The sequence below is a fragment of the Marinococcus sp. LNHM3E3-2.2 genome (assembly GCF_056034385.1).
Map to the genome: position 1 here is coordinate 178,847 of NZ_JBQLIC010000005.1, position 25,188 is coordinate 204,034.

Below are 25,188 nucleotides of genomic sequence, written 5' to 3' on the forward strand. Positions count from 1 at the left end.
TTATGCGGGCTAAACAAAAAGCACGCGCCTCCTTTTGGAAGCACGTGCTGCTTGCTACGGTGTTAAAAACAGGAAAAAGATGATAAATACAAAAAACAGAGCGTACATAATCGGATTCAGCTGTTTCCCTCTTCCCGTCAGCACCATCGTGATCGGATAGAAGATAAAGCCCATGGCAATACCGGTCGCGATACTGTAGGTGAGCGGCATCGAGACGACGGTTAAAAAGGCAGGCACGGCAATTTCGAGACGCTGCCACTCAATTAAGCGAAGCGACGATACCATCAGCGCCCCTACAATAATAAGAGCGGGAGCCGTTACAGCACTTGTTACCACGCCGAGAAGCGGCGAGAAAAACAAAGCGGCAAGAAACAGCAGTGCCGTAATAATCGAAGCAAATCCGGTGCGCCCTCCGACAGCTACGCCCGCTGAGGACTCAATATATGCTGTTGTTGTAGACGTTCCAAGAATCGAGCCGATCACGGTAGCAGATGAATCCGCCACCAGGGCTCGCCCGGCACGCGGCAGTTTGTTATCTTTTACGAAGCCGGCCTGGTTGGCTACTGCAAACAAAGTTCCAGCAGTATCAAAAAAGTCGACAAACAAAAATGTAAGAACAACTACGATAAACCCAATAATGAAGCTTGAATCCCACGAAAAGTCTGTAAGAGAGGTGAAAGCAGCCCCGAATGTCGGTGCGATGCTGGGCACCCCGGAGACAATCTGACCCGGAGGCTGAATCTGACCCACCAAAATACCAGCCAGAGCTGTAATCACCATCCCGTAAAAAATACCTCCACGGATACCAAGGGTCATCAGTATGACGGTAACAACCAGTCCGAAAGCCGCAAGAGCAGCCGGTCCGGAAGTAAGTGTGCCAAGCGTGACAAGAGTAGACTCATCAGCCACCACAATCTGCGCTCCCTGCAGACCGACAAAAGCAATAAACAGCCCAATACCAGCAGAAACCGCATATTTCAGTTCCTCCGGAATTGCGTTAATAATTTTTTCTCTAATGCCAAATGTCGTTAAACCAATAAAGATCATTCCGGAGCAGAATACCCCAAATAAAGCAAGCTCCCAGGGGATCCCCATTGTCAGCACAACGGAATATGTAAAAAAGGCATTGAGCCCCATCCCCGGTGCCAGAGCAATCGGATACCTGGCAAGCAGCCCCATGATCAGTGTCCCGATGGCTGCTGCCAGGGCTGTCGCTACAAACACGGCGGCCTCATTCATTCCGGCTTCGGCTAAAATACTGGGGTTGACGAATAAAATATACGCCATCGCAAGGAAAGTCGTTAAACCGGCTAACGATTCTTTCTTGTAGTTCGTCTCATTCTTTGTAAATTCAAAAAAACGATCCATCCTCTTATCTCTTCCTCTCTTTGCTCTCCCCAGGCAAAAATCTCTCTGCTTCTATTATATACTTACTAAATGCTTACCGCACAAGCCCCTACTCCCATTCAATGGTCGAAGGCGGCTTAGACGTAATATCGTACACGACACGGTTGACGTGCTGCACCTCATTGACAATTCTGGTGGAAATTTTTTCAAGAACGTCATATGGAATACGGGCCCAGTCCGAAGTCATACCATCAATTGAAGTGACCGCGCGGATTCCGACAGTGTAATCATATGTCCGGCTGTCTCCCATTACGCCAACGCTCCGCATATCCGGAAGCGCCGTAAAATACTGCCAGATTTCCCGGTCGAGACCGGCATTCTTGATTTCCTCCCGTAAAATATAATCCGATTCCCGGACAATTTCGAGCTTCTGCTCCGTAATTTCCCCGAGTACGCGAATGCCAAGTCCCGGTCCAGGGAATGGCTGGCGCCACACGATTTCATCCGGCACTCCGAGCTCCGTTCCGAGCTTGCGGACTTCGTCTTTAAACAGCGTATTCAGAGGCTCGATCAGATCGAATTTCATATCTTCCGGCAGTCCGCCGACATTATGGTGTGACTTAATCGTCTGAGCTGTGTCCGTACCACTTTCAATGACGTCAGTATAAAGCGTGCCCTGGACAAGAAAATCCACGTTTTCAAGCTTTCCTGCCTCTTCTTCAAACACGTAGATAAATTCATTTCCGATAATCTTCCGTTTTTGCTCCGGATCGCTCACTCCTTCGAGCTGATCGAGAAAACGTTTGGCCGCGTCTATTTTCACGATATTCATTTGGAATCCGCGTCCGAGAGACTCCATGACGCCTGTCGCTTCCTCTTTACGCAGCAGGCCGTGATCAATAAACATGCATGTAAGCTGATCTCCGATCGCTTTGTGTACAAGCGCCGCAGCTACCGAGCTGTCCACACCGCCGCTCAACGCACACAGCACATTACGGCTGCCTACCTGTTCCCGGATAATTTCCACCTGCTCATCGATAAAGTTAGCCATCGTCCATTCATTCGAGCATCCGCAGACCCGGTAGGCAAAGTTTTTCAGGATATCATCGCCAAACTGGGTGTGGCGTACTTCAGGATGGAACTGAACGCCGTACATTTTCTTCTCCGGAGCACTCATGGAAGCTACCGGGCATGACGGACTGGTCGCGTCGACCGTAAAACCTTCTGGTGGCTCAACAATTAAGTCGCCGTGACTCATCCACACGCTCTGGGTTTTGGGCAGTCCTTCAAATAATACTGGATTCGCCTGCACATGAATATCCGCCTTGCCGTATTCCCGATGCTGGGCTTTTTCCACTTTTCCGCCGTAATGCAGCGTCATCAGCTGCATCCCATAGCAGATACCCAGTATAGGAATGTCAAGGTCAAAAATAGCGGGATCACAGGTGAGCGCGCCTTCAACATACGCGCTGTTCGGGCCGCCGGAAAAGATAATTCCCGCTGGATTTAATTCTTTAATTTTTTCTGCACTGATTGTGTTCGGATGAAGTTCACTAAAAACACCGAGATCTCTGATTCTGCGTGTAATCAATTGATTATACTGGCCGCCAAAGTCCAGAACAATAATCGTTTCACTGATATTTCCTACGCTCATCGCTTCTACCCCTAACTGTTTTCAAATATGTACGTGCAAGGTTCACTTTAAAGGAATGCCTGCTTCCGGGCAACTATCTGTTTTCGATTGCCGGGCGTACGTCAAACACTTTAATGAAAGTCTTTTTTTTACAGACTAAAAAAGCTGCTTTCGCATTATACGAAAGCAGCTTTTTAACTGGGGACAAACGGCGGCGCTTCGGCCGCTTTCTGTCCTTCACTGCCCTCGTAGTCCAGCCATTTTCCGGCGGCCGGGTAGAGACATTTGGGCCTGATCCCAAACTATACGAGGTATTCACCTGTAAACATGAAATAAATTTTAACAGCCCGTCATGAGCCGGTCAAGAACGGATTTTCTTTACCAGTCGTTTCCATGCAGCAACTGTTTCCGGTTCGGCTCCGTCTCCGGTTTTACGCCCGTAATACAGACGTTCGTATTTTTCAGTCAGTGGTTCCATATCACCGCTGCCATAAATGTCATTCACCCGCCCGGAAAATTCCCGCAGTGTTTCCCCATTGGTTCGTTTCACGCGCGCTGTCCGCAGCAGCCTTATCAGTGCCTGATAGGCACTTTGAAACTCTGCATCGGAGTGCATATGCCGGTATTTGAAAAGAAGATAGCTGGCCAACAGCTTCCTCCGGAAAAGCCAGCCGGCTCCAAGGAGGAGGACAACCGCTGCAAAAAAGGGCCACAGCGGAAGTCTCCAGTCAATGCCGGCGCCCCCGGATGTATCCTCCTGCTCTTCTTCGTTCTCTTCTTCTGATTCAGGAGTTGTTTCCTCTTCTTCGGGTGCTTCTGCTTCTTCCTCCGTCGGCTCATCTTCAATTTCAGGTGCTTCTTCCGAGGCTTCATTGTTTTCATACGTGTAATTAAACTCTGAAGAAAAACCTTTCGTCGGTTCAAACGGGACCCATCCGACCTCCGGAAAATACACTTCCACCCAGGAATGCGCATTTTCATTGGTGACCTCCACCTGGTTTTCATTTCCCGGAGCCTGGTCACCTTCCGTGAACCCTTTTACCCAGCGTGTCGGTATATCCAGCGTCCGGAGCAGCACCGCCATCGAAGTCGAGTAATTGTCGCAGTACCCGGTCCGTGATTCAAACAAAAACTGGCTGACATAATCCCCGCCTTCCGAGGGAGCCGGGATGTTTGTCGTTTGATAGGAAAAATCCGGACCGCGCAAATACCTTTCCACCGCTCTTGCCTTTGCATAACGGTTATCATCTTCCTCGGTAAGGTCTTCGGCGAGCTCCTGAATTTCTCCCGGGAGATCGTCCGGAAGCTGTGTGAAGTATTCTGTTACTTCATCCGGGTCTTCTGAGTCATCAGTAACAGCACTCATCTGCTCTACGGGGAAATCCGCCGTTTCATACGCCACCGTATAATTCGTTAACGACGCCGGCTCCCCGCCAGTCTCAAATTCCGCCTGGGTTGTCCAGGTATCTACCGATGCTTCTATGTCTTCTTCAATAGAAAGAAACGAACCCGGATAAAAGGCAAAATCAAATTCCTGGGTTTCTGCCATTTCAACGTTTACTTCCTGTTCTTCCGTCTCGATACTCTCATTGTATAAGCCGGCCTCAGAAGACGTCTCATCAGGGGCATCTACTTCCCACCCAAGACCGGTGTAAACATTTTTAGCTTCGCCCCGCCAGTAGCCGTTAATATCACCGGAGGCAGTAAACACCGGCATATCACTCATTTGAAATCCGCCGCCCAGGCGTTGATCGGTATCGTCATAGCCAATCTTCTGTACGCCCTGGCTGCTTCCGGTGCTGCTTTCTCCCCACGTTAAAAACGGAACGGGGTCAGGCCACCGTGGTTCACTTTTGGGAGCAAGCACGCCAACGCCCCCGGCGATAATCAAAAAGACAGCCATAATCAGCATCCACCGGCTAAAGACCTTTCTCTGTGCCTGCCTGTCTTCCGCGCGTGATACGATACGATCCCACTGAAGCAGTCCTAAAAGCAAAAATCCTATAACAAACGTACGGATTACCGCAAACATTCCATCGTATTCGAAAAAAGTATCCATCACGCCAATATAAATTATTGTAAACGTCAGAAAAAATAAAATCCGGCGGGATTGAACTACCCAGAAATAAATCAAATAGCTCATAATAGCGAGCAGAAGCATAAACAACACACTGCGGAACATATCAGTTAATGCGTACCACTGGCCGCTGATAATATAACCAATATTTGTCTGTACTTCTGCAGCCAGGGAAACCAGCCAGCCCGGCTGCAGCAGCGACTCCTCGTAAAAAACAGTGTTTATGCCTGTCAGTATGACCAAAAGTACGATGCCAATAATCGTCCACCAGGGTGGACGCAGATAAATGACAACAAAAAAGGCGGCAGAAACAACCATAAATACAGTAACTGAACCTGTCCCGGTAGCTTCCGGCAGAGGCAGCAGCCATTCTGCCAGCAGGAAATAACCAAGAATATAAACAATCAACTTTTTCCAGGTATGCTCCGGTTTAACCAAATAATTATGCCTCCTCTATAACAATTCAAAACCATCCTCGCCCGGCTGAATATAGTAGATATGAATATTGGTATGCCGCAGTGCTTCCACACCTTCGCGGCGCGAGACTCCGCTTTCATCAGAAAGCAGCGCTACAATGATGGAACGCTTCTGGCCGGCCCACTGTTTTAATTCTTTAATTCTAATTTCAGAAAGTACCGGGGTAACATAAATTAATGCTTCAAGCCCCGGGGCCTGGCGTAAAAACGGTGAGGTCCCTGCTTCTGTATTCAATTCTACATACGCCAGACTCTGATAAATACGCTGAAAATGCTCTTTCGAGGTTCCTGGTTGCTGCAGGACCTGTTCGGAAGCCGTCACCCCGCAGCCAATCGGCATTTTCATCTGATAGGCATACTCCGTCAAAGAAGCAGCAAATTCCACCGCGGTTTCAAATAATTCAGACGTTATATCAACGGCGTTTTCAAGCAGCAGAAAATAACCCTCTCCTTTTTCGGATTCAAATTCTTTCGTGACAAGCTTTCCGGCCCGGGCCGTTACCTTCCAGTCAATGTTTGCCATCCGGTCCCCGGGAGTGTAATCGCGAACTCCTGCTACATTCACAGATTCGCTTTGCAGCCGCTGCGACAGCGATACTGCTTCCGAGGAGTTATCTGCCGCTGTATTCCAGTTCGCTAATTTTCTCATTCTTGGAAGCACCACTAACGTGGAAGAAACTGGAATATCATAATCCTTCTCCACAAAGCCAAACAGATCACCGGAGCGAACTCGGAGATAGTCGATGGTGTGCTTTCCCCTCCGTCTGCCCCTAATACTGTAAGAATAGGAGGCCTCTCTTTGAAAAAAAGGGAACACCAGGGTTTCAGCAGACGTTTCCCAGTCCCTGATTCCGTACGGCTGGTGATCCCGGATTTTTACATATATCAGTGGAAAAGGAATTCTTTTTTTCAGCGTAACCTCGACTTCTGCAGAGCCGTTGAATGAAAGCATCTCAGCTGTCAGCCTACGCTCTGCCTTTAAAGAACGAAGTGGATAAATTAACAATAATAATTGCATTACCGCAAGAGTTGTCACACTGTAAAATAAAAACCAGCTTACAAAGCCTCCCTGAAACATAGCGTAAATAAATAATACAGCTAATGCAGCCACAACAGCTGCCAGCTGCATTACTTTTCTTCCGATTTTTAAAAACCGAGTCATGGGCGTACCGCCGAATCACTGTCTGATGCCGGCACACGCACACTCGATAAAATGTCCCGCACTACAGTTTCCCCGTCTTTATCCGCCATCTGCTGGTCTGTCTGCAGAATAAGACGGTGACCCATAACAAATGGCGCAAGATACTTCACGTCATCCGGAGTCACATAGTCTCTTCCTCTCACAAAAGCATATGCCTGTGACACCTTCATCAGCGCAATTGACCCTCTTGGACTGACGCCAAGATAAATATCGCGGTGGTTTCTGCTTTCCCGCACGATGGAAACAATATACTGTTTCACTGACTGGTCTACATGCACGTTTTTCACGAGTTCCTGAGCCTTTAAAACGTCTTCAAGACTCATTACAGAGGAAAGCTCATCAATCGGATGGGTGAATTCCACGCGCTCGAGCACTTCTATCTCCTGCTCTTCTGTCGGATAGCCGAGCCGGAGCTTAAACAGGAAACGATCGAGCTGGGCTTCCGGCAGAGGATACGTCCCCCCGTACTCTACCGGATTCTGTGTGGCCATTACAAAAAATAAACGTTCGAGGCTTCTCGTTTCGCCGTCCACTGTTACGCTTTTTTCCTCCAGCGCTTCGAGAAGGGCTGACTGCGTTTTCGGGGAAGTACGGTTAATCTCGTCTGCGAGCAGAACGTTTCCCATTAATGGACCGGGACGGAATTCAAACTCCATCGTCCGCTGGTTATATATAGACACACCTGTAACATCTGATGGGAGGAGGTCCGGGGTGAATTGTATCCGTTTAAAACTCGCGCCAATGGATTTGGCAATTGCCCGCACCATCATCGTCTTTCCCACGCCGGGCACATCTTCAAGCAGGATATGCCCACGGGCCAGGAGCGCTGTCAGGCTTAATTCAATTTCAGCTTTTTTTCCGACCACGACCTGCTGCACGTTTTCGATGACACGCTGCAACGCTTCACGTTCGTTCACCAATATCTTTCTCCCCCTACTTTATATGCTCTCGCTCTCTAAATCATATTAATCTTATCACAATTACCCACCCCTAGAAAGAAAACCGACTATCCCTGCTCCCGGTTTTCGGGCAGTATTTTTCTCCGCTCCACCGGCGATTTCAACACAATTGACGTATTAATATTTCCGTAGGAGATCAGGGTATCAACAAGCTCTCTCAGGCTGTCCATTCCTTCTACCGCTGCTTTAATAAAATAGCTTACTTCCCCAGTCACCCGGTGGCATTCCAGTACCCGTGTATCCTCTGCAATCATTTTTTCAAAACGGGGGATCGTATCCTTCAGTTCGCTCACCTGGATCATCAGAAGCGTATCCCGGCCCACAGCTTCCGGGGAAACCACTGCACTGAAGTGATCAATAATTCCTCTCTCCTGCAGCCTTGTCATTCGTTCAGAAACGCTTGGACGGCTTAAGTTTAATTTCTTGGATAAATCACTTACTGATATTCTTCCGTCCTCCTGAAGCATCTCGAGCATTTCAACATCAATATGATCCATTCAAACGCACTTCACCTTTCTTTTTGAATGTAAATTATATGATATGTATTCATTTTTAATATTTTTAAGCTTATTATCCTTCATATAATTATTCAACCTTGGAATCTTTTTCCTTATACTAGAAGTATCCTATTGTTGAAGGGGAGACGACCGTTGATAAACATAACCAACATACTACAAGTCCTGGCCGGATGTTTGTTAGCTGCCTTCGGCATTACTCTGCTCCAGCACGCTGATTTAGTCACCGGAGGCACGGCAGGCCTGGCGCTCGGCTTGACTTACATCCTGCCGCTGTCTTTTTCAGCTGTATTTTTTATCATTAACCTGCCATTTTATGTGTTTTCTGTTGTGCATATGGGATGGAAATTCACGCTGAATACAATCGCCGCAGTGTCTCTGCTTTCCGCGCTGACAAGCCTGAGTTACTTTCTTCCTGCTTTCAGCATCCATCCGGCTGCTGGAGCCATTTTCGGCGGTGTCAGCATAGGCGCGGGCATATCGATACTATTTATGAACAACACCTCGCTCGGCGGCGCTAACATTCTCGCATTATTTCTTCAGCGCCGGCTCCAGTGGAATCCCGGCAAAGTCAATTTATCCTTTGATGTACTCGCTGTAGCCGTTGGGCTTGCTTCTGTCGGTTTAATCGCAGGCGCTTATTCCACACTATCCATTATTGTTACTGCTTTTGTGCTCAGCATAGCTAAAGGAAAGATCGCCGCTTCAAGGCCCGTTCCTAAAGCGAAGCCCCGTTCCTCACGCCAGGGTGCACTGATCGAAAAACAATAAATCAAAAGCAGCTTCCCCGTGGGAGGCTGCTTTTTCAGCTTTCAGTCAGGCCCTCCGCCAGTGCTGCAGCTGCTTTCTTTTCATCATCAGCCACAGAAGCTTCAAACAGCTTTTCCTGCTGAAGCGGCGTGTACTTCATGTCAAAGCCATGGTGCCAGGCAATTTGGCGAACGAACTCCCGCTGTGTTCTGCCATTTCCTTCACGGAATGGATGAATGTGATTAAGGTCATTATAAACTGGGGCAAAGGCTTCGGCGAAAGCTTCTCTGTCTCTGTACGTCAGTTTATTTTTTTCCTGGACGGAGTCTCTTAGATGACGCAGACCTCTGTCGATAAATGCTGCAGGCAGAAAGGATGTTCTTCCTTTAGCAAGATCCACCGTCCGAAATTCTCCAGCCCAGGCGTATACATCAGAAAACAGCCGCCGGTGAATACGCCGTATATGCTCTTCGTCAAAGGAGCCAAGCACCTTTTTTGCCGTCATCATCTGCTGCAGACGGTACGTTGTAATAATCTGCTCGATTTTCTCTGCCTTGGCTGCTTCCCGAAAATTCATTTTGTTTATAAGCACTCCGCTGTCTCCATACGTGTAATAGGATTCGCTCATATTATAAACGCCCTTCCGCTACAGAAGCTGTCACTTCTTTAATCGTCATTTGCCCGTCGCGAAGCTTCCGCACGGCTTCGATATCTTTTTCTGAAAAAACAAAACCTTCTACTTCTGCAGAAACAATCGCGTTCTTAAGCTCCTGTTCTTCGGGCGTATCCGGGAAATCGTATTTGTCCACTGCGGAAAAGCCGTGTTTTTCATGCATTGTTTGCCCTCCCCTGCCTGTAATGAAACTATTTTGCTTTCTTCTCGTTTCCTCCCGCTCTCTCCTGCCAAGGGTGAAAGAAAATCCTTTTTTTGAGCGGTTTTTCAGGTGCGGCCTTCGTTAGTATCGTTTGGGATACTATACCACTTTAAAGTGGGTACTTCCATGCCTGAGCCTTTTCCTAGTATGATGAACTCTACATACACCTGCATACTATAATAAAAATTAGAGGAGTGTTTACGCATGACTAATGTGATTGATCCCGCTGTTTCTGTCGGGCCTGTGCAGCTCCGCGTGCAGGATATCGGACGGGCCGCTGCTTATTACGAAAACGTGATCGGCCTCCGGATACTCAGACGCTCATCTTCTGCCGCAGTTCTCGGCGTGCCGTCAGACGAACTCCCTCTCGTCATGCTTCGGGAAGTGGAGGGTTCGATCACTCCCCCGCGCACATATGCCGGGCTGTACCACTTTGCTGTTCTTCTTCCGGACCGTGCGTCTCTGGGAGCTTTCATCCGTCATCTGCACAGCACTGGTGAGCGGTTCGGAGCCTCTGATCACAGTGTCAGCGAAGCTCTCTATCTGACTGATCCGGACGGAAACGGTATCGAGGTTTACCGTGACCGCCCCCGAACAGAATGGCTATATGACAGCAACGGATTTGTGCACATGACCGTGGAGCCCCTTCATGAACAACAGCTGCTTCAGGCGGGAAAAAATACGCAGTGGCACGGTATTCCTGCCGGAACTGTGATGGGACATGTTCATCTTCACGTGCACGACATGGAGGAGGCTTATCATTTTTATGTAGAAGTGCTTGGACTTGTACTGACCGCCGACCCGCAGAAATTCCCTGCTTTTTTTATTGCTGCCGGCGGCTATCATCACCATATCGGGCTTAATCCATGGGCAGGAGCACAGGCTCCTAAAGCATCTATACGAAATACCGGCATCGATATGTACACACTTGTGCTTCCCTCTGACCGGGCTCTGAATTCTGTTGCCGACAGGCTGGAGGCCGCCGGTTATCCTTTTCACCGCGAAAAACATGCTTTTTACGTTACCGATCCTTCGGGCATTGTCGTATGCCTTACCGTAAATTCCCCGAATACCGCCCTGTCTTCTGCTAAGATAGTCCAGCTGACTGAATAACCTTTCGCAGTGCGCACGATAAAAAGCAGCCGCATCTAAAAATACGGCTGCTTTTATTATTCATTTTTTGATAACAGCTGCATATCAAATGCTGCGGCCGATATACTTTTTGAAAGCTCCCATTTCCGTATTTCAACCAGCTCTACTGTCCTGTCACTGAAAAAGCGGATGCCGGTAGAAGCTTCTGCCGGGTAAACGCGGGCACTCATCACCTTTTCCCCGTCCTGCATAAATACTTCTACCGTGGAGTGATCGATAAAAATATGCAGATACAAGAGGCCTTTTTCCAGAGCAACGTCTGTCGTTCTTGTTCCTCCGGGTCCCCTGCCGGACTTTTCACGATCAAGCGTTATTTTTTGCTCGTGTGTATTATATACAAGCTTCGTTTTTTCCCCTGTACCTTCATTTGCGAGAATGTCCAAACCACATTCTTCTGCCTTTAGCGGATCTATAACAACCTGAAGCTCCAGACAGTTTCCTTCGACACCTTCCATCTGTCCTTCATCTTCAATGATGACGCCGCGGTGTTTCACTTCTTCTCCGCGCAGGTCTGCCAATTCCGGCAGAGGCCGGCTTTTCCATAGGCCCGCTTCACAGGACAAAACGCGCGGCAGGCTCATCGCACCAGCCCACAATTCTTCTTTTTCCGGCATATCACTTTCCCACATCGCAAACCATCCGATAACGATTCTGCGCCCAAAGCGGTCCAGCGTTGTCTGCGGGGCGTAAAAATCAAAACCATGATCGAGCGGGTGGAACACGTCAAAATCAAACGTTCCCTCCTCGAGGTTCAGGTCACCTACGGCAAACACCGCCTGGTGCAGATTATGATACCTTTCCCCTTCCGGGAGCACGCCCTGCGGGGACATCACAAGCACGTCAAAGCCGTCAAGCCGGAAAAGATCCGGACATTCCCACATATATCCCATATTTCCCCGGCCTGCTGCCAGTATGTTCACGAATTCCCAATCCAGAAGGTCTTCTGACCGGTAAAGAAGCACCTGGCCGACGTTATCTTCTGTCCGGGAGCCAAGCACTGCATAATAATAATCATTTTCTCTCCACACTTTTGGATCCCGGAAATGATTCGGATGTACTCCTCCTGCAGGGGCTTCTGATATAACAGGATTTAGAACGTGCTTTTCAAACCGGAGACCATCTGAACTTGTGGCTAGACACTGAACCTGCTTTAAGTCTTCATCCGGGTCCGGGCCCGTCCACACATTACCTGTATACATTAAGACTAACTGTCCGGCCGCCTCCAAGGCACTTCCCGAAAAGCAGCCATCCATATCATATGGTTCGCTTGGCGCCAGCGCGGGCGGAAGATGCTCCCAATGGACAAGGTCCGGGCTTTTAACATGGCCCCAGTGCATGTTATCCCATTCCGGTGAGTACGGGTGATACTGATAAAACAAATGATATTCACCCTTAAACATACTGAAGCCGTTAGGATCGTTCATCCAAGATACAGGCGCCGTAATATGAAAGGCGGGACGCCAGTACTTCTTTTTGTTTTTCTTTTGTATGGATGCAATGCCTTTCACTGCTTCGTTTATTTGCTGCTGATGATTCATGTACCGGCACCCCCTAAAGCGTAAACGACAGCTTCAAACGGCCGCAGGGTGATTTCCTTTATCCCCTCTGCCCGGGTATCTCCGTAATTATTTAATATCAGGTCCGGAGCCTGGACTGCAAATTCCCCGGGGAGCTCACAGCTTGTTTTAGTATCGTAAAGATTCACCATAATAAGCATTCTGGTACCCTCAAGAATTCTTATATACGCCATAACCTGCGGGTGGTCCGGAAGCGCAAGGTCAAATGAGCCGTATACAAGCGTTTTCCATTTCTGACGCAGCCGTATTAATGTTTGATAGTAAGTAAATACAGACGGGGATCTCTTTTTTTCCTGTTCGACGTTAATCGTAGAATAATTCGGATTAACCTTCAGCCAGGGCGTGCCTGTCGTAAAGCCGGCGGACGGAATGCTGTCCCACTGCATCGGGGTGCGGGAGTTGTCACGGCCGGTCTTCCAGATCATTTTCATAATATTTTCGTGCGGCGTTCCTGCCTGACGTTCCTTATGGTAAAGGTTCCGAATGGCAATATCATTATAATCTTCAATGGATGGGAATTCGACGTTGGTCATACCGATCTCCTGCCCCTGATAAATAAACGGGGTTCCCTGCATGAAAAAGTACATCGTTGCAAGCCCCGTGGCCGTTTCATACCAATAGTTATCTGCGTCCCCCCATGTAGATACTGAACGCGGCAGGTCATGATTCTCTAAAAACAAAGCGTTCCAGCCGATACCGTCCAACCCCTTCTGCCACTTAGCAAAAATTTCTTTCAACGCAAAAATGTCCGGCCGGCTGTCGCCTCCTTTTCCCCATAAATCAACGTGGTCAAATTGAAAGATCATATTAAATTTGCCGTTTGTCTCCCCAACCCATGCGTCCGCTTCTTCAATTGTTACTCCGTTGGCTTCTCCGACAGTCATAATATCGTAATGGTCGAACGTTTCTTTCTTCAGTTCCTCAAGGTATGCCTGAATGCCTGGCTGGTTTAAATGACCGTCGAATGAAGGCGGATAGTCTTCATTATTCGGATTTGGTACGTCCGGCAGGCCGGGTTTCTTTTTAATATGGGAAATAGCATCTATGCGAAATCCATCAATTCCTTTATCGAGCCACCAGTTGACCATATCGTACAGATCACGGCGGACATCCGGGTTTTCCCAGTTCAGGTCCGGCTGCTTACGGGAGAAGATGTGCAGAAAATACTCTTTGGTACCCTCGTCCCATTCCCAGGCCGACCCTTCAAAAATGGACCCCCAATTATTTGGCTCCGCGCCATTTTCCGGCTGCCGCCAGATGTAGTAGTTCCGGTATTCACTCTCTTTGGAAGAACGAGACTCCACAAACCATGGATGCTCATCGGACGTATGGTTAATGACCAGATCCATGATCAGGCGCATTCCCCGCTGATGCACTTCCCCGAGCAGCCTGTCAAAATCCTCAATCGTCCCAAACTCCGGCATAATCGCCTGATAATCACTAATGTCGTATCCATTGTCGTCATTAGGCGAGGCATATACCGGACATACCCATATCACCCCGATACCAAGTTCCTGCAGATAGTCGAGCTTCGAAATAATTCCAGCGATATCGCCAATCCCGTCCCCGTCTGCATCCATAAAGCTTCTCGGGTAAATTTGGTAGACGACCGTTTCCTTCCACCATGTCTGCTCCATTGTTCATACGCCCCTCTGTAAATAAAAATGGTAGTATTGCGGCTTTTTATTTCACCGCGCCTTCCGAAACTCCTTCGATAATTTGTTTTTGAGCTATAAAGTAGAAAATAATAACTGGAACCACTGCAAGCACAAGACCGGCGAGTGCCAAATGCCACTGAGTCGTATACTGGCCGAAGAAATAGAACATTTTCAGCGGAATTGTTGCATTGTCCTGGCCGAGCACCAGTGACGGCAGCAAATAATCGTTCCAGATCCAGATAACATTTAAAATGGCAACAGTTACTGTGATCGGTTTTAACAGCGGAAAGATAACAAACCAAAACATTTGAAAACGATTGGCTCCGTCAATAATTGCTGCTTCATCCATCGATTTTGGAATGCTTTTGAGCGCCCCGTGGTATAAAAATATAGCCAGACTCGAACCAAAACCAAGATACATAAAAATCAGGCCGGCTCCGTTCAGCAGGTTCACCTGACCGAAGATCGATGTAAGAGGAATCATTACGGACTGAAACGGAATAAGCATAGCGGCCACGAATACAAACAGCAGCGTCGTGCTGAGCCTGCTCGGATTCCGGGCGAGCGCATAGGCTGCCATCGAGGAAAATATAACAATCACGGCGATGCTCACACCGGTAATCATAACAGAATTAAATAAGGATTTTAGAAACTCGAGCTCCTGAAAGGCCGTAATGAAATTCTGCCATACAAAGGTGCCAGGCAGAGCCATAACGCTTTCAAAAATTCCGTCCGGTGTTTTAAAAGCGTTGGTAAGCATCAGATAAAAAGGAATTAACCATAGCACTCCAAGGACTATTCCCACAATTTCAAGCGGCACCAGTCTGCGTTTTTCGGCTTTGGTCATACTCATTACATTTCAACCTCCCGGCGTTTGTTGTAGTAAACCTGGGCGAGTGCAATCGCCGTTACGATAATAAAGAAAATCACAGCTTTACCCTGGGCATAAGCCATATCGTTTTCGACGAATGCCGTCCTCACGATGTCCATGGCAAGCATCTGGGTTGAGTCGAACGGGCCGCCATTTGTCAGTGACAGATTCTGGTCATAAAGCTTAAAACCAGTCGAAAGCGTTAAAAACATGCTGACCGTAAAGGCTGGGGCGAGCAGCGGAAACAATATACTTTTGAAGCGTTCAAAAGCCCCTGCCCCGTCGATTTTTGAAGCTTCAATCAAATCACCGGGAATGCTCTGCAGATAAGCAATATAGATAACCATGATATATCCGGACATCTGCCAGGCGGTAAGAATCACAAGCCCCCAGAATCCGGTGGCGGTCGTAGAAAGCCACCCCTGCATCGCTTCAATATTTAAAGCCGTTCCTATTTCACTGAACACGTTAACGAAAATGAACTGCCAGATGAAGCCAAGAATCAAGCCGCCAATCAGATTCGGCATAAAGAAAACAGTCCTAAGCAGATTGCTGCTTTTTAAGCTTCTGGTCACGAGCAAAGCAAGACCGAGACCAAAAATATTCAGCAATATGACTGTCGCGACGGCAAATAAAAGTGTGAACCAAAAGGCGTTGCGGAACTCACCGTCCTGAAAAAGGCTGATGTAGTTTTCCAGTCCGACGAAGCTGCTGATGGACACCCCATTCCAATTGGTAAACGACAAACCGAATCCGTATAAAAACGGGAGAACAACCACTGCTCCGAGGGCAATGAGTACTGGGGCCAAAAATAACCAATATGCTAAACTCCGATCATTCATCGTACTCCTCCTGACATTGCTCATAATGTATCTTTTATATATTCTTTATGAAATTACCGGTTTTTACCGCTCTATTCTGTCGAACGTTCTTCTTTCCATTCTTCCTTCGAAGCTTCTATCGCTTCGTCCCACGTATAATCACCGCTTAAGTAGCGCTGCATTTGAGAGCCGAGGAAACCATCCCATGCATTTGGATAGCTCAGTTTAATCCAGTTCAGTGTTTCATCGTTCTGAATGCTTTCGTTTACTTGCTGGGATAAGGGATCGGAAATTTGCGATGTATCGTAATCTTCATAGGCCGGTACAAAGTTAAAGTCATTTAAGACAGCATCTTTGCCGGTTTCAGAATTGTTCATCCAGTCCAGAAACGCCTCTGCTTCCTGGATGCTTTGATCATCGTTATCCTTGTTTACTGCCCAATAGTTCGGGACGCCGACCGGTATTTCTCCTTCATGCCCTTCCACCGGAATCGGCATCATGCCTATATCTTCGTTCGCAAACTCTTCATCTGCCTGAGCAAGCGACGGATACACCCAGTTCCCCTGCTGGATGATCGCGGTATCACCCTGGGCAAAATATTCCTCCACCTGCTGGGCATAGGTCATGCTGAGAACCGGAGTAATCGAATATTCCGCCTGTAAATCAAACATCCGCTGATACTCATCTTCGCGTTCGAAATCTACTGTTTCTGCCTCATATGCTTCTGTACCGCTTTCATTAAATTCAGGCGACAGATAAGCGTTGCCAAGATCGCCGCCAATGACCCAGGATTCTTTTCCTGGAAAAGCGAATACTCCGTCAATACCAAGCTCTTCTTTTTGGCTGTCCATTGTCTGTACCGCTGCTTCTAAATCTTCATATGTCTGAATGTCATCAGCATTAACTCCGGCCTCTTCAAAAATACGTTTATTATAAATCAGTCCATAGCCTTCGTAGTTGAACGGCAGTCCGTACACTTCGTTTCCTTCACTTACCTGCTCCAGAGTGCCATCAAGAGCTGTTTCAGCTGACTCGGTGTCCGATAAATCCTTCACATACTGATCAAACTGCTGCAGTTCCCTGGGACCAGCTACGCTAAATACATCCGGTGCATCTCCCGAAGAAAAACGAGATTTCAGCGTGCCCAGATAGTCTGATCCTCCGCCTACGCTTGTAATTTGAATATTCACATCCGGATTTTCTTCTTCGTATTCCCTGGCCAGTTCTTCAAAGGCATCGTTAATTTCTACTTTTCCCGTCATGATTTCTACTTCTGTACGGTCATCATCTGCTCCAAACGATTCAAACGAGCAGCCGCTAAGTCCTAAAGCTGAAAAAGCGATTAAACAGAGGGCAGGTTTTTTCACGGTGCACACTCCCTTAGGCGTTCATTTTTTGTAAGTGCTTTCAAGTTGCATTATACGTATTTAAAATTATATGTCAAACGTTTTCATAAAAATAAGTCATATTATTCTCCTTCACTGTTTTTATTTTCATTAAAGCCTTTACAAATAAGCATTTTTAATAGATTATTTAATTATAAATTATAAGTTAACGTTTTCATAAAAGATGCCCTTGTGAAATAAGTTATAATAGAATTAGAAGAATGTTTGTTTGAGGGAGAGAAGGTGCCTATGTCCAGCATCAAAGATGTCGCAAAATTATCCGGGGTTTCCGTGACCACTGTTTCAAGAGTTATGAACAACCGCGGCTATATTGGAAAAGAAACAAGAAACCGGGTGGAAAAAGCTATGAAGGATCTTGATTACCAGCCGAACCAGATCGCCCGGTCGCTGCAGCGCAGCCGTTCGGGGTTAATCGGCGTAATTGTGCCGGACCTGGCACATCCATTCTTTTCTGAACTGATTAATGAAATTGAAGCTTACGCAATTGGCCGGCATTACAAAATCATCGTCTGTAATTCTCTGCACGATGCCGAAAAGGAAGCCAATTATATAAATATGCTCCGCCAGAACCGGGCGGACGGTATTATTGTATGCAGTCATACATTGTCTACCGAAAAATATGAACATGAAGAAATGCCGGTTATCTCCTTTGACCGCGTGATTTCCCCTTCTATTCCCTATGTCGCCAGTGATAACTATCAAGGCGGAGAGATTGCCACCAGACACCTCATTGAGAGCGGGTGCAAAAAAATCCTTCATATTTCGGGACCGCTCGAATACGACCTGCTTGCCAACCGGCGCAAGGACGCCTTTGAATTAACAGCTATGAAAGCAGGCGTCGCTTATAGGAGTATCGAAGGTGCCTATATTGAAGCGACCTTTGAAGATAATTATAAATTTATTGAAGAACAGATCAGTACTGTTCTTAAAAATTATGACGGCATCTTCTGCAGTAACGATCTGCTCGCTTACGCGTTATATGTTTATGCCTCAAGACATCATATCCATGTACCTGATGAACTGAAAATTATCGGCTATGACAATCACAGCTTCACCCGTATGCTGCAGACACCCAGGCTGACTACCATTCAGCAGCCACTCGATAAATTGGGAGAATCGCTTGCGTTTTCCTTAATCAATAATATTGAACGGCAGGATGACCGAAAGCATAATCAAAACATCGTCCTCGACGTTCAGTTGATTAAAGGTGACACTACCTGAAAAATAATAAAACAACTTCCCTCTTGGAAAAGGCGGAAGTTGTTTTATTTGCTCTGCTTGTATAGGAAAACATGGACAGAAAGAAATTCAGCTGATATGATAAATATTGATTGATAATGATTATCACTACTGAATGACTTTTTAATGTTGAAAGAGGATAAAAATGCGTCAACAAACGGAACCCTCCACCTATAAAGACGATATTACTTCACGTCCTGTAACAGCTGTACTAATGTTTATTGCCGGCCTTCCTATACTTGGATTTATTTTTTTGCTTTCGATTTCTGTCGGCGCTGCAGACGTGGAAATTGGTACTGTTTGGAACGCATTGTTTCACTATGACGCTTCCCTGAATGATCACGTCGTGATCCGTGAGCTTCGTCTTCCAAGGGCTATCGCAGATATTATTGTCGGCGCCTGCTTCGCCGTAGCCGGAGCCATTATGCAGGGAATGACAAGAAATCCACTGGCCGAATCCGGGATTCTCGGCATCAACGCAGGTTCAATTTTTATGGTGGCAGTCTGTTTTGCATTTCTGCCGGGCCTTTCTTATAACCTGCTGATCGTTTTTTCTTTTTTAGGCGCGGCGATCAGCATGGGACTGATTTTTGGCATTGCTTCGCTTTCACGCATCGGCCTGACGCCTCTTCGTATGGTACTTGCCGGGGCGGCGATTAACGCCCTGTTCACTGCGTTAAGTGAAGGCATTGCCATTCACTTTGATCTCAGCCAGGATATTGCTTTCTGGTATGCCGGCGGACTGTCCGGCGTCCGGTGGGAACAGCTGCTGCCAGCCCTCCCGTGGATGGGGGGAGCGCTTGTATTTGCAGTCGCCCTATCGAGGTCTGTCACTATTTTAAGCCTTGGGGATGATATCGCTTCGGGTCTTGGGCAGCGTGTCGGCCTGATCAAATTACTCTGCACACTTGCCGTTTTGTTTCTCGCCGGCATTGCCGTGTCTATTGCGGGTCCTATTGGATTTGTCGGCCTCGTTATTCCTCACGTTGTCCGGTTTTTCGTAGGAGTCGACTACCGGGCTATCATTCCGTGCTCAATCGTCGTGGGCGGGATTTTTATGTCGCTCGCCGATATCGGTGCCCGGATTATTAATCCGCCGTACGAAACCCCTCTCGGCTCTTTATTCGCGCTTATCGGTGTGCCGTTCTTTTTATACATTGCGCGCCGCGAGAGGAGGGAGCTCTAAATGCATTCTATATTTTCCGGCGAATGGGAACGAAAGCGCCGCCGACGGCGCATTTTCGTATTCAGCTTCCTCGCCATTCTAATATTTATCGTACTGCTGTTCAGCATGAATTCCGGTGTTACCCCGCTGGGACCGTTTGAAGTGTTAAAGACGCTCTTCGGGTTTGGCGACAGCAACCAGAACCTCGTCCTATTTCAGTTCCGTCTTCCCCGGATCGTTATCGCGCTTCTTGTCGGAGCGGCTCTTGCCGTTTCAGGATGCGTACTGCAGGGAATCTCCCGTAACAGTCTGGCCGATCCGGGTATTCTCGGTATTACTACTGGAGCCGGTTTGTTTGTAGTTTTATATATTTCGTTTTTCAGCTCGATTGACGCCGCTTCTCCGTATCTACTTCCGGTATTCGCGCTTTTTGGCGGCCTGCTGGCTGCGGCATTAATTTATATTCTTGCCTACGACCGGCAGCTCGGCCTCGTACCGATGAGAATGATACTGACTGGCATCGCAGTAGCTGCCGGGCTGAATGCACTGATGACCGTTCTCATGCTGCGTTTGCAGCCGGAGCAGTTTGACTTTGTCGCTATATGGCTGGCTGGAAGAATTTACGGGTCCACCTGGCCTTATGTATATTCGTTTCTTCCCTGGTTTATTATTTTATCGATTTTCATTTACTACCGGTGGCGCGCGCTCGATACTCTCACATTCGGCGAACAGATGGCAAAAGGGCTCGGCCTCCGGGTGGAAAAAGAGCGTCTTTTACTTACCTTCGCGTCAGTGGCGCTTGCGGCATCGGCTGTTTCTGTCAGCGGCGGCATTGGCTTTGTCGGACTGATTGCTCCTCATATAGCACGGAGGCTGATCGGCCCCAATCATGCGCTGGCTCTCCCTGCCTCGGCGCTTCTCGGAGGTCTTCTGCTTTTGTTTGCGGACACACTCGGCCGCACTATCATTCAACCTTCGGAAATTCATGCAGGGATTGTCGTTGCCGTTATTGGCGCTCCTTATTTCCTATACCTGCTTGCCAGAAGCAATGTCTAACTTTATCACCCTGAAAGGATGTTTATTTGATGATCGAAACAGATCAACTCCATATTGGTTATGATCAGCAGACAATCGTAAACGATTTAAATATTGAGATTCCTTCTGGTAAAATTACTGCGCTCGTCGGCGCAAATGGTTCCGGAAAGTCTACCATTCTAAAGGCCCTGTCCAGGCTGATGAAGCCCTCGAAGGGTGTCGTTTACTTAAACGGCAGCTCCATTCACAGCCAAAAAACAAAAGAACTCGCCAAACAGATGGCCATTCTTCCCCAAAACCCTGAAGCGCCGCAGGGCTTAACGGTTACGGAGCTTGTAACATACGGGCGGGCCCCCCATCAGCGCGGTTTTGGTTCCTTAAAAGCCCATGATAAAGAAATGATCGGCTGGGCAATTGAAATCACCGGCATGCGCGAATTTGCCAACCGCCCAATTGATCATTTATCCGGCGGGCAGCGCCAGCGGGCATGGATTGCCATGGCTCTGGCACAGGAAACCGACACCCTGTTCCTGGATGAGCCTACCACCTTTCTTGATATGGCCCATCAGATGGAAGTGCTGAACATTCTTGAAAAACTAAATGTTCAGGAGCACCGGACAATCGTAATGGTCGTGCATGATTTGAATCATGCCAGCCGCTACGCTCACCATATTGTTGCCATCAAACACGGTAATGTTGTAAAGACCGGCACTCCTCACGAGGTGATGGAAGCAGGAATTATCGAAAAAGTGTTTGGCATTAAAAGCGATATTATTAAAGATCCCCGTTCCGGAATGCCACTCTGTCTTCCTTATAATTTATGCGAGGAACAGGCAGCCTCCCCAATATTTGGATCCTAAAAAGAGAGCCGTGCATTATTATGCCGGCTCTCTTTTGCTATAACCATTTCCTCAAATGCCACTCATCCCGGATAGTTATTCCGTTCACACCGACAAGCGGGATGGAGGGCTTATCCTCCCGGGCTCTCCTCGCAGCATCAACATGTACACTCGCCAGCTGAAACCCCCGGCGCCGGTAAAAACGAAGCGCGTATTCATTCTCATTTGTAATGACGACTCGCAGGTCTTTCACTCCCGCTTTTTTTAAATACTCTTCTGTATACATTAGCAGACGGCTCGCATGTCCCTGTTTCTCAATTATACTGTCCAGAGACACAATTAAACCGATGCTGCCTTCGTATGTATAAGTAATCGCTGCGGCAAGAACACCCTCCTCCTGGACACAGAATCCTTCAAGCTCCGGCAGTACATACGTTTGATTATTAACATGCATTTCATTTGTTTCCCAGCAGGTGGCAAAAAAATCCTTTTTCTTCTGCCAGTCAATTTCTTTCATTGGTTGAATGTTCACAGCGTTTCCCCCTTTTCCCAATTGCTGGTCAATGTCCATTCCAGTCGTTTGATCCATCGGCGCTGAATAGCTTCCGGAGAACGTTTTACCCGGCCAAGCGCCCGGTAAATCACAGCAAGACTATAGGCTTTAATGTTTTCATCTGTAATCTTCATTGTACGAATATTTACGTACGTTTCTAAAAATGCACGACGGAGTTCTCTGTACCTTTCAGGGGCGTGGAATGCTGCGTTCCATAATGCCCAGCTGATGTCTATCATCGGATCGTTCCATCCGGCCCACTCCCAATCGATCAGGACTGCTCTATGGTTTTCGTTCAGAATCATATTGTGCGGCCCCGCATCTCCGTGAACAAACGTAATTTCCCCAGGTGTCCGTGCCTCCCAGGCTTCTACAGCCTGCTGATGCATGCCCCGTGGAGGCAGCGTATCTATACCCAGCTGCAAAGGCTCCGCATTCCGGTCATACTCCCGAACCTTCCCGGAACGGCTGTGTACCTCAGAAGCAAGCACGGCAGCAAGCTTTTTATAGGCTTCAAGCCAGAGGGAAGAGTGAGGCGGCAGTTTAGAGATATTTTCTCCGCGGTGATAGCTTTGCATAAATGAAAAATAGCCCTCTGAATCCAGACAGCCCGCTGGAGCCGGGAGAAAGGATCCGCCCTGCAGCTGTTCGAGCACTTCATACTCCCTGCGCAGATAACTGCCGCGTCCTTTCTCAATTTTCAATACACGCTGTCCCGACGTCTGGGTAACCAAAAAGGTGTGGTGGCTGAACCCTCCCGTCAAACGTTCGCTCGCGAACGGGCCAATGATTTTTTCCCATTCCTTTTTTATATCTATCAGCATGTGTCATCTTCCATTCTGTCATTCTCTGTGTTTTGCTTTTTTCTTTCCCTTTCAGGCCCTTCCAGAACCATTTTTTACCCAAGGAGCAAAAAAAGACCCGGGACATTTCCCGGGCACCGGCTGTTTAACTTCCTACAAGCTTTAATGCTTCTTCGCCCTTAATACTGACGCTTACCTTCCCGTCGCTTTTTAATACCCTGGTAATGTTCGCTTTGCCAATCCGTGCACTGTTTCGTTCTGTATAAAAAATCATGCTGCGTACATCACAGTTCTCATACATTTCTTCAAACAGCTCGATATGATGAGGGTTTTCAAGCTCTACATACCACACTTCTGCCGGCTCGTAATCATATACAGTTAAAAGTCCTTTATCGAACGTCAATGGTGTTTGTGCGTGTTCAAACTTCAATCTCGTTAAGCGATACTCCTTCATCGGTAACGCCCCCCTTAATGAGTTCCAAAGACTTCTACTCCGGGTCTGTGTTTTATTGTTTTCCCTATTTTCACACATTTTAAAAGTGATTTAAAGCGCTTACATGCTTTTCTATCTTTCAACTGTGTGCAGGGCAGCCGGTATAAGCGCTCATTCAGTCCCACAGGTATTTTTATTACTGTTTACTTCCCAGGAGCCTCAGTTCTCCACTTCCTTTAAAGCTCACACTCACTCCCGAGCTGCTTTCTGTTACTCTGGTGACTTTAGCGAAGCCGATTCTTGCGCTGTGGCCATCAGTGAAAAAAACCACTTCCTCTTCTGTATCTTTTTTCTTCCATTCATGTAATAATTCCAACTCTGAAGGCTGTTCAATCTCGGCATACCATATACTGGCTTCATCGTCATAAATAGTCAGCGATCCCCGTGAAATATTGATCGTTTTCGCTGAATGTTCGAGCTTTATTTTTGTGAGACGGAATTCCTGCATGAGGTTAGACCCCTTTCTGCGGTTATTTGCGGTATTGCTTCAGTTCGTCGTATACAATGGCAGTATACAGGGTATGTGACATAGTATATTGCTTTTTGAAAACAGTTCATTTTACTTTTTTACATACATTTGCGATAGTTATCGCTTTTCCTCCGTGATATGCTGTATCTTTCAGCATTTCTGACACTAAAATTAACAGTTGACGCAGGTGATAATGATGAATCAGCACTTTGAATGGGTGAATATTGCCAAAGGTCTCGGCATAATTCTCGTTGTCCTCGGGCACGCTCCTATTGATGATATTCTACGCCAGTATATTTTCGCCTTTCATATGCCTTTGTTCTTTCTTTTATCCGGGGTTACATTTAAAGGCAGTTATACTGATCTTCGGCCGGTCGATTTCGCCAGGAAAAAAGGCCGTTCACTGCTTATACCTTATTTTACCTTTTCCATCATTACATATACATTCTGGTTTTTTCTCGAGCGTCCTCTTCTGGGTAAAGATGACGTTGACGCTATTATTCCCGCTCTTGGTATCTTTTACTCTGCCGGAGACAACTACCTGCTCACCTACAATCCGGCTATATGGTTTTTGACCTGCCTGTTTGTCGTCGAGGTTGGCTTTTACCTGCTGCTCAAATATGTGCCGTGGAACATTGTCCGCGTTATCAGCATTGTTGCTGTCGCTGCGGCAGGATATTTTTCCACACGCTGGTTTGACTCCATGCTCCCCTGGAGCATTCAAGTAGCTACTGTTGCTGTATTGTTTTTCGGACTCGGTTATTTATTAAAGGCCCACACAAAAATATTCGAACACTCCTTCGGCTGGGTGGCGGCGGCCGTAACACTGAGTTTGATTTATCCGCTCATTCAATTTACGAACCGGATCGACATGCGCTCCGGGGAATACGAGTCTATTCCTATATTCATTTCCACTTCTCTGCTCGGCATTGCGGGTATTTTATTTTTAAGCTTTCGTCTGGCAGGAAAAAGCCGCATCCTCAGTTATTTGGGACAGAACTCACTGATCATTTTCGCTTTACATTTTATGATTTTCGCCATCATTCGTATCACGCTTCAATACGGCTTCGGTATTGAAGGCAATCCTATGCCTATTACTTCTTTATGGGGAATTATGTTTACTGTAGTTACGCTTATCATCAGTGTGCCATTCGTATATTTAATTAAAAACAAAGCGCCATTTCTTATCGGCAAATAACACCCCGGCCTCCTTCTGGACCGAAAACTGTAAACAATCAAATACCTGTGTTAAGATAATACGTATTGGCTCTCAC

24 protein-coding genes and 1 riboswitch are annotated in these 25,188 nt (G+C 47.3%); of the genes, 7 read left to right on the forward strand and 17 right to left on the reverse strand.

Annotated features, from left to right (window positions below; genetic code table 11):
- Positions 1–54: 54 nt before the first annotated feature.
- From ACTRXF_RS09185 to ACTRXF_RS09210, 6 genes are all read right to left on the reverse strand, one after another.
- Positions 55–1,368 carry an NCS2 family permease gene (locus ACTRXF_RS09185; RefSeq protein ID WP_474262477.1) on the reverse strand — a complete coding sequence of 438 codons (1,314 nt, stop codon included), beginning with the start codon at positions 1,366–1,368 and terminating at the stop codon, positions 55–57.
- A gap of 88 nt (positions 1,369–1,456) precedes the next feature.
- Entirely contained in the window at positions 1,457–3,001 is a 1,545-nt protein-coding gene (gene guaA / locus ACTRXF_RS09190; protein WP_474262478.1) for a glutamine-hydrolyzing GMP synthase, read from the reverse strand.
- 208 nt (positions 3,002–3,209) lie between these two features.
- Positions 3,210–3,310, reverse strand: a riboswitch (purine riboswitch).
- Between the two features lie 31 nt (positions 3,311–3,341).
- Complete coding sequence (locus tag ACTRXF_RS09195) at positions 3,342–5,495, reverse strand: transglutaminase TgpA family protein (protein ID WP_474278817.1); 2,154 nt, start codon at positions 5,493–5,495, stop codon at positions 3,342–3,344.
- A gap of 15 nt (positions 5,496–5,510) precedes the next feature.
- Positions 5,511–6,695 carry a DUF58 domain-containing protein gene (locus ACTRXF_RS09200; protein WP_474278819.1) on the reverse strand — a complete coding sequence of 395 codons (1,185 nt, stop codon included), beginning with the start codon at positions 6,693–6,695 and terminating at the stop codon, positions 5,511–5,513.
- Positions 6,692–7,651: an AAA family ATPase gene (locus ACTRXF_RS09205; RefSeq protein WP_474262584.1), complete on the reverse strand. Its 960-nt coding sequence runs from the start codon at positions 7,649–7,651 to the stop codon at positions 6,692–6,694. The genes ACTRXF_RS09200 and ACTRXF_RS09205 overlap by 4 nt, the downstream gene beginning before the upstream one ends.
- An 89-nt stretch (positions 7,652–7,740) precedes the next feature.
- Positions 7,741–8,190 (reverse strand): Lrp/AsnC family transcriptional regulator, encoded by a 450-nt coding sequence (locus ACTRXF_RS09210; RefSeq protein ID WP_474278821.1) that lies wholly within the window; start codon positions 8,188–8,190, stop codon positions 7,741–7,743.
- A gap of 153 nt (positions 8,191–8,343) precedes the next feature.
- Between ACTRXF_RS09210 and ACTRXF_RS09215 the strand changes: the two genes are divergently transcribed.
- The gene (locus tag ACTRXF_RS09215) at positions 8,344–8,979 is read left to right on the forward strand and encodes a YitT family protein (RefSeq protein ID WP_474278823.1); all 636 of its coding nucleotides are present in this window, start codon (positions 8,344–8,346) and stop codon (positions 8,977–8,979) included.
- 34 nt (positions 8,980–9,013) lie between these two features.
- Here ACTRXF_RS09215 and ACTRXF_RS09220 read toward each other — a convergent pair whose 3' ends face one another.
- Together ACTRXF_RS09220 and ACTRXF_RS09225 are read right to left on the reverse strand one after the other, a co-directional pair.
- On the reverse strand, positions 9,014–9,586 hold the full coding sequence (locus ACTRXF_RS09220) for a Fic/DOC family protein (protein WP_474278825.1): 573 nt from the start codon (positions 9,584–9,586) through the stop codon (positions 9,014–9,016).
- 1 nt (position 9,587) lies between these two features.
- Positions 9,588–9,794, reverse strand: coding sequence for a hypothetical protein (locus ACTRXF_RS09225; RefSeq protein ID WP_474278827.1), 207 nt, complete (start codon positions 9,792–9,794; stop codon positions 9,588–9,590).
- A gap of 243 nt (positions 9,795–10,037) precedes the next feature.
- Here ACTRXF_RS09225 and ACTRXF_RS09230 point away from each other — a divergent pair, with 243 nt between their 5' ends.
- Positions 10,038–10,946 carry a VOC family protein gene (locus tag ACTRXF_RS09230; protein WP_474278829.1) on the forward strand — a complete coding sequence of 303 codons (909 nt, stop codon included), beginning with the start codon at positions 10,038–10,040 and terminating at the stop codon, positions 10,944–10,946.
- 56 nt (positions 10,947–11,002) lie between these two features.
- On the opposite strand, the gene ACTRXF_RS09235 is transcribed toward ACTRXF_RS09230, so the two are convergent.
- The 5 genes from ACTRXF_RS09235 to ACTRXF_RS09255 all read right to left on the reverse strand — a co-directional run bounded on the left by ACTRXF_RS09235 (position 11,003) and on the right by ACTRXF_RS09255 (position 17,279).
- Positions 11,003–12,523 carry a glycoside hydrolase family 32 protein gene (locus ACTRXF_RS09235; protein WP_474278831.1) on the reverse strand — a complete coding sequence of 507 codons (1,521 nt, stop codon included), beginning with the start codon at positions 12,521–12,523 and terminating at the stop codon, positions 11,003–11,005.
- Positions 12,520–14,199, reverse strand: a complete 1,680-nt coding sequence (locus tag ACTRXF_RS09240; RefSeq protein ID WP_474278833.1) for a glycoside hydrolase family 13 protein — start codon at positions 14,197–14,199, stop codon at positions 12,520–12,522. Before ACTRXF_RS09240 ends, ACTRXF_RS09235 begins: the two co-directional genes overlap by 4 nt.
- 46 nt (positions 14,200–14,245) lie before the next feature.
- Positions 14,246–15,067, reverse strand: coding sequence for a carbohydrate ABC transporter permease (locus tag ACTRXF_RS09245; RefSeq protein WP_474262586.1), 822 nt, complete (start codon positions 15,065–15,067; stop codon positions 14,246–14,248).
- Between the two features lie 5 nt (positions 15,068–15,072).
- Positions 15,073–15,933 carry a carbohydrate ABC transporter permease gene (locus ACTRXF_RS09250; protein WP_474262488.1) on the reverse strand — a complete coding sequence of 287 codons (861 nt, stop codon included), beginning with the start codon at positions 15,931–15,933 and terminating at the stop codon, positions 15,073–15,075.
- Between the two features lie 71 nt (positions 15,934–16,004).
- Complete coding sequence (locus ACTRXF_RS09255; RefSeq protein ID WP_474262489.1) at positions 16,005–17,279, reverse strand: ABC transporter substrate-binding protein; 1,275 nt, start codon at positions 17,277–17,279, stop codon at positions 16,005–16,007.
- A 267-nt stretch (positions 17,280–17,546) separates the two neighbouring features.
- Between ACTRXF_RS09255 and ACTRXF_RS09260 the strand changes: the two genes are divergently transcribed.
- The 4 genes from ACTRXF_RS09260 (at position 17,547) to ACTRXF_RS09275 (ending at position 21,617) form a co-directional block, all read left to right on the forward strand.
- The gene (locus tag ACTRXF_RS09260) at positions 17,547–18,539 is read left to right on the forward strand and encodes a LacI family DNA-binding transcriptional regulator (protein WP_474262490.1); all 993 of its coding nucleotides are present in this window, start codon (positions 17,547–17,549) and stop codon (positions 18,537–18,539) included.
- Positions 18,540–18,702: 163 nt separating this feature from the next.
- Entirely contained in the window at positions 18,703–19,743 is a 1,041-nt protein-coding gene (locus ACTRXF_RS09265; RefSeq protein WP_474262491.1) for a FecCD family ABC transporter permease, read from the forward strand.
- Positions 19,744–20,778 (forward strand): FecCD family ABC transporter permease, encoded by a 1,035-nt coding sequence (locus tag ACTRXF_RS09270; protein WP_474262492.1) that lies wholly within the window; start codon positions 19,744–19,746, stop codon positions 20,776–20,778.
- A 29-nt stretch (positions 20,779–20,807) separates the two neighbouring features.
- Positions 20,808–21,617, forward strand: a complete 810-nt coding sequence (locus tag ACTRXF_RS09275; RefSeq protein ID WP_474278835.1) for an ABC transporter ATP-binding protein — start codon at positions 20,808–20,810, stop codon at positions 21,615–21,617.
- Positions 21,618–21,654: 37 nt separating this feature from the next.
- Here the strand turns inward: ACTRXF_RS09275 and ACTRXF_RS09280 are convergent, their stop codons facing one another.
- From ACTRXF_RS09280 to ACTRXF_RS09295, 4 genes are all read right to left on the reverse strand, one after another.
- The gene (locus ACTRXF_RS09280; RefSeq protein ID WP_474262494.1) at positions 21,655–22,128 is read right to left on the reverse strand and encodes a GNAT family N-acetyltransferase; all 474 of its coding nucleotides are present in this window, start codon (positions 22,126–22,128) and stop codon (positions 21,655–21,657) included.
- Entirely contained in the window at positions 22,125–22,973 is an 849-nt protein-coding gene (locus tag ACTRXF_RS09285; RefSeq protein WP_474278837.1) for a phosphotransferase family protein, read from the reverse strand. The genes ACTRXF_RS09280 and ACTRXF_RS09285 overlap by 4 nt, the downstream gene beginning before the upstream one ends.
- A 124-nt stretch (positions 22,974–23,097) precedes the next feature.
- Positions 23,098–23,406, reverse strand: coding sequence for a hypothetical protein (locus ACTRXF_RS09290; RefSeq protein WP_322526122.1), 309 nt, complete (start codon positions 23,404–23,406; stop codon positions 23,098–23,100).
- Positions 23,407–23,581: 175 nt separating this feature from the next.
- Positions 23,582–23,893 carry a hypothetical protein gene (locus ACTRXF_RS09295; protein WP_462865071.1) on the reverse strand — a complete coding sequence of 104 codons (312 nt, stop codon included), beginning with the start codon at positions 23,891–23,893 and terminating at the stop codon, positions 23,582–23,584.
- 217 nt (positions 23,894–24,110) lie between these two features.
- Here ACTRXF_RS09295 and ACTRXF_RS09300 point away from each other — a divergent pair, with 217 nt between their 5' ends.
- Entirely contained in the window at positions 24,111–25,112 is a 1,002-nt protein-coding gene (locus ACTRXF_RS09300) for an acyltransferase family protein (RefSeq protein WP_474278839.1), read from the forward strand.
- Positions 25,113–25,188: the final 76 nt, after the last annotated feature.

Bases quoted from the DNA above. Each gene is read 5' to 3' on its own strand.
- ACTRXF_RS09185 (WP_474262477.1), bottom strand. From the start codon at position 1,368: ATGGATCGTTTTTTTGAATTTACAAAGAATGAGACGAACTACAAGAAA.
- guaA (WP_474262478.1), bottom strand. From the start codon at position 3,001: ATGAGCGTAGGAAATATCAGTGAAACGATTATTGTTCTGGACTTTGGC.
- ACTRXF_RS09200 (WP_474278819.1), bottom strand. From the start codon at position 6,695: ATGACTCGGTTTTTAAAAATCGGAAGAAAAGTAATGCAGCTGGCAGCT.
- ACTRXF_RS09210 (WP_474278821.1), bottom strand. From the start codon at position 8,190: ATGGATCATATTGATGTTGAAATGCTCGAGATGCTTCAGGAGGACGGA.
- ACTRXF_RS09220 (WP_474278825.1), bottom strand. From the start codon at position 9,586: ATGAGCGAATCCTATTACACGTATGGAGACAGCGGAGTGCTTATAAAC.
- ACTRXF_RS09225 (WP_474278827.1), bottom strand. From the start codon at position 9,794: ATGCATGAAAAACACGGCTTTTCCGCAGTGGACAAATACGATTTCCCG.
- ACTRXF_RS09230 (WP_474278829.1), top strand. From the start codon at position 10,038: ATGACTAATGTGATTGATCCCGCTGTTTCTGTCGGGCCTGTGCAGCTC.
- ACTRXF_RS09235 (WP_474278831.1), bottom strand. From the start codon at position 12,523: ATGAATCATCAGCAGCAAATAAACGAAGCAGTGAAAGGCATTGCATCC.
- ACTRXF_RS09240 (WP_474278833.1), bottom strand. From the start codon at position 14,199: ATGGAGCAGACATGGTGGAAGGAAACGGTCGTCTACCAAATTTACCCG.
- ACTRXF_RS09245 (WP_474262586.1), bottom strand. From the start codon at position 15,067: ATGACCAAAGCCGAAAAACGCAGACTGGTGCCGCTTGAAATTGTGGGA.
- ACTRXF_RS09250 (WP_474262488.1), bottom strand. From the start codon at position 15,933: ATGAATGATCGGAGTTTAGCATATTGGTTATTTTTGGCCCCAGTACTC.
- ACTRXF_RS09260 (WP_474262490.1), top strand. From the start codon at position 17,547: ATGTCCAGCATCAAAGATGTCGCAAAATTATCCGGGGTTTCCGTGACC.
- ACTRXF_RS09265 (WP_474262491.1), top strand. From the start codon at position 18,703: ATGCGTCAACAAACGGAACCCTCCACCTATAAAGACGATATTACTTCA.
- ACTRXF_RS09270 (WP_474262492.1), top strand. From the start codon at position 19,744: ATGCATTCTATATTTTCCGGCGAATGGGAACGAAAGCGCCGCCGACGG.
- ACTRXF_RS09275 (WP_474278835.1), top strand. From the start codon at position 20,808: ATGATCGAAACAGATCAACTCCATATTGGTTATGATCAGCAGACAATC.
- ACTRXF_RS09285 (WP_474278837.1), bottom strand. From the start codon at position 22,973: ATGCTGATAGATATAAAAAAGGAATGGGAAAAAATCATTGGCCCGTTC.
- ACTRXF_RS09290 (WP_322526122.1), bottom strand. From the start codon at position 23,406: ATGAAGGAGTATCGCTTAACGAGATTGAAGTTTGAACACGCACAAACA.
- ACTRXF_RS09295 (WP_462865071.1), bottom strand. From the start codon at position 23,893: ATGCAGGAATTCCGTCTCACAAAAATAAAGCTCGAACATTCAGCGAAA.
- ACTRXF_RS09300 (WP_474278839.1), top strand. From the start codon at position 24,111: ATGAATCAGCACTTTGAATGGGTGAATATTGCCAAAGGTCTCGGCATA.